Origin of the sequence: Methanobrevibacter sp., from assembly GCF_045541095.1 — an archaeon.
Taxonomy (GTDB): domain Archaea; phylum Methanobacteriota; class Methanobacteria; order Methanobacteriales; family Methanobacteriaceae; genus Methanocatella.
The window spans coordinates 21,249-29,221 of record NZ_JAZQIJ010000032.1 but is presented as its reverse complement, the minus strand read 5'-3'; the positions used below and the strand labels follow the sequence as shown (position 1 = coordinate 29,221).

8 protein-coding genes are annotated in these 7,973 nt (G+C 34.5%); all 8 read left to right on the top strand.

All coding sequences use genetic code 11. From position 1 onward, the window contains the following. The first annotated feature begins 68 nt into the window (after window positions 1–68). The 8 genes from ACKI2P_RS01550 (at window position 69) to ACKI2P_RS01515 (ending at window position 7,972) form a co-directional block, all read left to right on the top strand. Window positions 69–1,685, top strand: a complete 1,617-nt coding sequence (locus ACKI2P_RS01550) for an ABC transporter substrate-binding protein (protein ID WP_407374491.1) — start codon at window positions 69–71, stop codon at window positions 1,683–1,685. A gap of 115 nt (window positions 1,686–1,800) precedes the next feature. Then, window positions 1,801–2,730 carry an ABC transporter permease gene (locus ACKI2P_RS01545; protein WP_407374490.1) on the top strand — a complete coding sequence of 310 codons (930 nt, stop codon included), beginning with the start codon at window positions 1,801–1,803 and terminating at the stop codon, window positions 2,728–2,730. Next, on the top strand, window positions 2,723–3,577 hold the full coding sequence (locus tag ACKI2P_RS01540) for an ABC transporter permease (RefSeq protein ID WP_407374489.1): 855 nt from the start codon (window positions 2,723–2,725) through the stop codon (window positions 3,575–3,577). The genes ACKI2P_RS01545 and ACKI2P_RS01540 overlap by 8 nt, the downstream gene beginning before the upstream one ends. Window positions 3,578–3,623: 46 nt before the next feature. Continuing rightward, complete coding sequence (locus ACKI2P_RS01535; RefSeq protein WP_407374488.1) at window positions 3,624–4,130, top strand: GNAT family N-acetyltransferase; 507 nt, start codon at window positions 3,624–3,626, stop codon at window positions 4,128–4,130. Between the two features lie 174 nt (window positions 4,131–4,304). Beyond that, window positions 4,305–5,165, top strand: coding sequence for a tRNA pseudouridine(38-40) synthase TruA (gene truA, locus ACKI2P_RS01530; RefSeq protein WP_407374487.1), 861 nt, complete (start codon window positions 4,305–4,307; stop codon window positions 5,163–5,165). A 26-nt stretch (window positions 5,166–5,191) separates the two neighbouring features. Then, entirely contained in the window at window positions 5,192–5,512 is a 321-nt protein-coding gene (locus ACKI2P_RS01525; protein WP_407374486.1) for a hypothetical protein, read from the top strand. Window positions 5,513–5,580: 68 nt separating this feature from the next. Beyond that, window positions 5,581–6,900, top strand: a complete 1,320-nt coding sequence (gene wecB, locus ACKI2P_RS01520) for a non-hydrolyzing UDP-N-acetylglucosamine 2-epimerase (RefSeq protein WP_407374485.1) — start codon at window positions 5,581–5,583, stop codon at window positions 6,898–6,900. Continuing rightward, a complete protein-coding gene (locus ACKI2P_RS01515) occupies window positions 6,887–7,972 on the top strand; it encodes an ATP-grasp domain-containing protein (RefSeq protein ID WP_407374484.1) in 1,086 nt (361 codons plus the stop codon). The genes wecB and ACKI2P_RS01515 overlap by 14 nt, the downstream gene beginning before the upstream one ends. The last annotated feature ends 1 nt before the right edge of the window (window position 7,973 follow it).

The window sequence follows — 7,973 nt, the reverse complement described above, 5'->3', positions numbered from 1 at the left end:
GGATTTTGGAAAACGCAATCCCTTTTTTTAAAAGAGTGGAATAAATTTTATATAAAATGGTGAAAATTATGGATAAGAAGATAATAATAGGTGGGGTTGTAGTTCTTGCTGTTATTATTGTAGCTGCTTTTGCATTTATGGGGGGTTCTAATGACAGTGACCCAACTCATTTGACTGTTGCAGCTCACAGTAACATCAAAGAACCGGAAGCAGGTTTTAATCCTCTTACCGGTTGGGGATGCGGACACCAAAACTATAATCCGTTAGTACAGAGCTGTCTATTCAAGACAGATAAGAAAGGTGAAATAGTTCCGGACATTGCTACCGATTACTCTATAAGTGACGATGGTAAAACATGGACTGTAAACTTAAGGGATGACATAATATTTTCAGATAATTCAACATTGAATGCAGAAGACGTTGCTTTCACATTCAACACTGCAAAAGCAACAGAATCCGATTTGGACTTAACAAATCTTGAAAATGCAACTGCAGTAAACGATACCTGTGTTGAATTTAAACTTGTTGAACCTAGATCAACATTCATTTATGATTTAAGATACTTAGGTATTGTTCCATCAGACACTTATGACAACAATACTTATGGTGAAAACCCAATCGGTTCAGGACCATATGTATTGGACCACTGGGATAAAGGTCAACAAGCAATCTTTAAAATAAATGACAATTATTATGGCGACAAACCATACTTTACTCAAATTACATTATTATTCCCTGAAGAAGCAACCTGGTTGGAACTTGCTAAATCAGGTCAGGTTGATGTAGTTCCTGTTGCAACTTCTGCATTAAACCAAACTGTTGACGGTTACCAATTCTATGAAGTATCCGCTGGAAGAGCACAAGGTGTTTCATTCCCATACTTAAACGACACTGGTGCGGTATCTCCTGCTGGTTCAAAAATAGGTAACAACGTAACAGCAGATAAAGCAATAAGAGAAGCTTTGAATGTTGGTGTTGACCGTCAAAAAATGTGTGATGAAATTTTTGCAGGACACGCAAAACCTGAATACTCCAGTGTAGATACTAGAGAATTTGTAAATAATGAGTCTTTAGTTAAAGATGCTGATGTTGATGCAGCAAAACAAATCTTGAAAGATGGAGGATGGCAAGATACTGACGGTGATGGAATCGTGGAAAAAGATGGTGTAAAAGCATCATTCGATTTATACTACCCTCCAGACTACCTTGACAGACAATCTTTATCCACTGTTTTTGCTGAACAAGCAAAAGAAATAGGAATTGAAGTAAAACTTGTAGGTGCTGACTGGGATACTATTTACGCTAACATGTACAGTTCAGCAGCTTTAATGCAACAAACTTCTCCAGATCCATACAAATCTATCTATCAACAATATCACAGTAAAGAAGCAGATGATTTCTATATGAATCCTGGTTTATACAACAACAGTGAAAGTGATAAATTGATGGAAGAGGCTATGGCTGCCCGTGACTTGAACCAGGCAAACTCTCTATGGGCTGAATCTGCACTTGTCAATGGTGGAGGTTGGGGTCCTGCTGGTGATGCTCCATTTGCATGGTTAGTCAACTACGACTACAACTATTTCATTAAAGACGGAATTGACATTGGTAGTCAGCCTGACGGTTTAGGAAACGATGTTTTAATCAATATCTGTGATTGGTCCAGAACCAATTCCACAGCATAAACATCTTTTTTCCTTTTTTTATTTTTTTAAAAAAACATGATTGGGGGTTTATTTTTTGAATAAAAAACAGATCGTAAAATTTTTTAGTTATAAACTAATACGTTTCATAATTTTGATGATTGCAGTTGCAATTTTCAGTTTTGTATTATTAGATTTATCCCCTATTAATCCTGTTAACACTTATTTGAGAGGTGCTGCAGTTTCTGAAGCACAAAGGCAGATTTTGGAAAGTTATTTCGGAATGAATGTTCCTCTGCAAGAAAAGGTATTCCATTGGCTGGCTGATTTGGCTCAGGGCCATTTCGGAACATCATTAATATATCGTGCTCCGGTCATTGACATAATAATTGAAAAATTCATGGCTTCACTTGCTTTAATGGCAATATCATGGATATTAAGTGGAATTATTGGATTTGCATTAGGTGTTGTAGCCGGTAAAAACAAAGGGTCATGGATTGATAAGGCAGTAAAAGTTTATTGTTATGCAATTCAATCTGCTCCTTCTTTTTGGGTTGGAATGCTTATTTTGATGGTATTTGCAGTATATTTAGGCTGGTTCCCAATTGGATTTGGAGTTCCTATTGGAGTTAGAAGTACTGATGCTTCATTTTTGGAATGGGCATCAAGACTGGTGCTTCCGACATTGACATTAAGTCTAGTGGGTCTTGCACCGATTGCAATGTATACACGAAATGAACTGGTTCAAGTTTTATCTTCAGATTATGTATTGTTTGCAAAATCCAGAGGTGAAAAAGGCTGGGAACTTGTAAAAAATCATGGTATAAGGAATATATTACTGCCTGCAGTGACATTGCAATTTTTATCTTTCAGTGAATTGTTTGGTGGTGCTGTTTTGGTTGAACAGGTATTTTCTTATCCTGGAATTGGTCAAACGGCAGTAGCTGCAGGTCTTCAGAGTGATGTTCCTCTCTTTTTGGGTATTGTTTTGGTAAGTGCGATTTTTGTATTTGTCGGTAACTTGCTTGCAGACTTGTCATATTATTTAATTGATCCAAGAATTAAGGAGAATGAGTTCAATGATTAAGAAAAAAACAGATGATAAAAAACCATGGTTTTTATATTCTGCAAATTTAAGGACAAAAACCATAATTATTATTGCTCTTTCTGCTTTAATTATTGTAAGTATATTTATTTCAGGTTATTTCATCAGAGATATTCCAACTAGTTTCATTGATGCAAATCAGATGCCTTCATTCGAACATCTTTTCGGTACTGACTGGATGGGAAGAGATATGTTCCAGAGAACCATAGCAGGACTTGGATTAAGTTTGATGGTTGGTTTTATTGCATCAGTTGTCAGCACATTCATTTCCATTGTTTTAGGATTATTCTCCAGTTTCAATAGATTTGCTGATGAGGTTGTTGCTGGAATAATCGATTTGTTTGGATCAATACCTCATATTCTTTTAATCATTCTTGTTTCCATCATGTTTGGTGGTGGAGTCTTTGGTGTAATTATGGGTGTTGGTTTAACTCATTGGACACCTCTTGCGAGAGTTCTAAGGTCTGAAGTAAAAGAAATTAGCACTAAGGAATATGTCCATTTGGCTGAAAACTTGGGAAAATCAAAAGTATGGATTGCAATTAAGCATATTTTGCCATTGGTAGTTTCACAGATTATTGTGGGTGTAATTCTGATGTTCCCTCATGCAATCATGCACGAGGCTGCAATTACATTTTTAGGATTCGGTTTACCTCCTCATGAACCTGCAATTGGGGTAATTCTATCTGAATCAATGAACTATCTTTCATCAGGATACTGGTGGCTGGCATTCTATCCGGGTATGTCACTGCTCATTGTTGTATTGCTGTTTGATTTCATTGGCGAAAATGTTGAAAAACTGCTTAATCCTGAAACTGCACAGGAATAGAGAAATTAAATTATTTCTCTTTTTTTTATTTTTTTGGGGACTTTATATGGATAATTTTGTAATCAGGGAAATCCGAAATGATGAAGATGAAATTAAAAAGGTTCAGGATTTTTTATTTGAACAAATAAAAAAAGCATATGATATTGGACCTATGCCAAAATTTCATTATGATATCTTAAATTTAAAGGATTATTATATTGTACCTTCTAAAAATAGTCTTTTTTTGGCTTTGGATGGAGATGTGATAATTGCTAGCGTAGCCATCAGAGGCTATGACAGGGATTATGAATTTTTCAAGGGCATTTATACTAAAGAAAAGACTGCCAGCATCTGGAGATTGATGGTGGATGAAAAATATAGGCGCAGGGGTCTTGCCCGAAGACTTGTAACAAAGGCAGAACAATTTGCTCAAAATGCAGGTTATGATGAAATATATTTAAACACTCACAGATATCTTGATTCAGCTTTGCCGTTTTGGGATTCATTAGGTTATCAAACAACATTAGAAGAGGATGACTATGATGAAACAAACCATCTGATTAAGAGTCTGTGAGATTTGTTTATAATATTATTACTCTTTTTTTTTAATTTAATTCGTTTTATTTATTTAAATAAGACAAAATTAATTTAAATTGCTATTCATTAGCTTTTCACCTTCTCTGTGCAGTTATTTTTTTTTAAAAATTTTCCTAAACTTTATTTTATATGATTTTATAATATATTACTGATGAAAAGAACTGCATTAAAAATAGGATATATCGGAACTAATTTTCACGGTTTTCAAAGACAGCCTGACTTAAGAACGGTTGAAGAAGAGCTCATTTATCATTTGCGTAAATTAGACTACATTGACGATTTGAAAAAGTCCAGATTCAGGATAGCAGGCAGGACTGATGCTGGCGTTCATAGTTTAGGCAATGTCATCAGTTTTCAGTCTGAAAAGGAAGTTAGGGTTAATGAAATCAACAATTCCCTTCCTGACGACATTAAAATATTGGCAAAGGCTCCTGTCAGATATGCATTCAAACCGAGATATGCTCAAATGAGGCAGTACAGGTATCTTTTATTCGATGATTTGGATATCGATAAGCTTCAAGAATGTGCAGAACTTTTCAAAGGCACACATAACTTCACGAATTTCACTAAACGTTTTCAAAAAACAACTACAAGAACAATTGATGAAATCAAAATTACAAAAGTTGACTTGGATGATTATCACAAAAGGGAATTTCCTAATTTGCACGATACGATTTCTCCAATTTTTGTGGATATTTACGGCGAATCATTTCTATGGAATATGGTAAGGAAAATGATGAGGGTTTTTGTTGATGTTTCAAAGGGAAAGATGAATCTGGATGAAGTGGAAAAATTGTTAAATCCCGGTGAAGATGAACCCCGTGCCAATATTAAAGTAATGGAAGCTGAATATTTGATTTTAATGGATATTCAATATGATGGTATAAAATTTGAATATGATCAGTATGCCTGTGAGCGTTTCAAGCGCGATTTGATTGATTCACTGAATGATTATCAAAAAAGATATGCAATTCGTGAGTCAATGATAAAATGTTTAAATGAGTTATCATAATATTATATATTAATAGGAGTATTATTATGACCAGAGTGTATTATGTTTTCGATAAACTGTCTATAATAGCCATAATAATTGGATTTGTTTTAGGAGGTTATCTGGCAATAAATTATACCAGTTCCAATTTATGGTTTGATGCCATTCCGTTAATTATTATAATAGCCTTTCTGCTTACTATTCCTATTATTCTTGATTTTTTCATTTCAAAGGATAAGCACAAAAATAAATTTCCTTATCGTGCGGTTTTAGAATCTTTTCTGCTTAATATCGCAATATTGGCTGTTTGTACAGCTTTCGGAATCGCTTTAGGTTCATTTTATGTGAACAATTATATGATTAAATAAACTGTTTTTTTACTTTTACATTAATATTTTTAAATTAATTTCATTAAATATAATAACGAGGAATTTACATGAAAATAGCAACCATTTTGGGAACTCGCCCAGAGATAATTAAAATGGCTCCGATTATAGCTGAAGTTAATAAGAGGGGCATTGACCATGTTGTTCTACATACTGGTCAGCATTATGATAAAGAAATGTCTGATAACTTTTTCAGGGATTTGGAGATTCCTACTCCTGATTATAATATTCACGTGGGTTCAGGTACACATGCAAAGCAGACAGGGCTCATGATGGAAGGAATTGAAAAGATTTTGCTTGATGAAAAACCAGATATAGTATTGGTTCAGGGAGATACCAATGCAGTTTTGGCCGGAGCGTTGGTTTGTGCCAAATTGCATATTGCAGTTGGCCATGTTGAAGCGGGTCTCAGGTCATTTGACATGACAATGCCTGAAGAGGTTAATAGAAGGGTTGCTGATATCTGTACGGCAATGTATTTTATTCCAACCGAAAACTCTGCTATCAATCTGCTTTCAGAAGGATTTTCAAGAAAAAATTTACTCATAACCGGAAACACTGTAGTTGATGCATGTTTCAGACACTTGGAAATTGCCAAAAAGAGAGGATTTGAAGAACAGTCTCTGATTGATTTGGATATAGACAGTATGGATAATATTTTAACCCTGACAATGCACAGGGCAGAAAATGTGGATATAAAAGAAAGGGTGTCAAATATCATTTCAGCACTCAAACAGTTAAATGAGATGGATATCATATTCCCGATTCATCCAAGAACCAAGCATACCCTTGAAAATTTCGGTTTATTTGATGAGCTAAACGATTTGGATCATGTTCATATAATAAAACCGATTGGATATCTTGATTTTTTACTTTTAACATCAAAATCATCTTTAATTTTAACAGATTCAGGAGGTCTGCAGGAAGAAGCGATTACACTTGATGTGCCTGCATTAACCTTAAGGTATAATACAGAAAGGCCTGAAACTGTGGAAGTAGGTGGAAACATCCTTGTAGGAGCAGATACGGATGCCATTTTGGAAAATGCAAACAGAATCCTAAATGACGACCAATTCGCAGACAAAATGAAAAATGCCCCAAACCCATATGGCCAGGGAGATGCAGCCATAAAGATAGTGGATGCAATTGAAAAATATCATGGTGAAGGTTTGCTTGATATCAAAGCTCCTGAAGATATAATGGATTCATTTACAAGAAAAATGGCAAAAATTACTGAAGACATCACTGTAATGGACTTTGAAAATAATGAAAACGCACTGATTCATATGGTGTATGACGGAGATAAAATGATATTTCCGGCTGATGAACTAAACTTAAACGGTATGATGATTACTTATGACAAACGATGATTCTATTTTGGTATTCGAGTATTTCACCGCTTCAGGTGAAAAAGATAAGTGCATAATTTCTGAAGCAGAAGAATTAATCTTTGCGCTTTTAAATGATTTGGCTGATTTTAAAAAGGATTTAGTTATAAATAAATCTTATGAAAACAGCATTGCAGGATTTGAAAATACAAATCCCATTTTTATCGAAGGCAATGTAATAGACTGGCTTAAAGACAATGCCTCAAATTTCAGCAAGGCAATTTTCATCGCTGCGGAAAACGATAACAATCTATATAACATAACAAAGATTTTAGAAGACAATAATGTTAAAATTTACACATCTTCTTCAGAGGCATGTCTCAAATCATCTGATAAATATGAAACTTACGAATCCCTTCCGCTCTTTATTCCTCAACCGAAATCATTCAGATTTAAAATTGACCCAAAAGGATATTGGAAAAGGGCTATTGAAAATTTGCATGAAAAATGGCAAGCTGAAGACCCTCTCACTCCTTTGAAATTAATCATTAAACCTTTGATGGGCGTTGATTGTGAAGATATTGTAATACTTGAAAGAATAGAAGATTTAACTTTTGATTTGGATAAGATATTCCATCCGGGTTCCAGAGTACTTGTTCAGGAATATGTCGAAGGAACTGACATCAGTGTCAGTCTGATTTCAGACGGCAAAAAGGCAGTTCCAATCAGTTTAAATAAACAGTATGTTGAGCTTAAAAATGATAAAGGAACATATCTTGGTGGAAAATTGCCTTATGAAAGTGAATATAAGGATGAAGCATTTGAAATAGCTAAAAACGCTGTTGAAGCTATTGATGGATTAAAAGGTTTTGTCGGTGTTGATTTATTAATCAATGCGGATGAAAAGGATATCTATTCAGTTTATCTTTTGGAAATCAATTCCAGATTCACAACACCTTATGTCGGATTAAAGCAGGTTGCCAATTTCAACATAGGTAAAACAATTATTGATGTTATTGATGGAAAAATCGAAATTGATGACATTGACATGTCTTTGGACGGTGAAGTCGAATTTAAAAAATCCGGGGAATCCCTGGAAATTAGGAGATTATAAT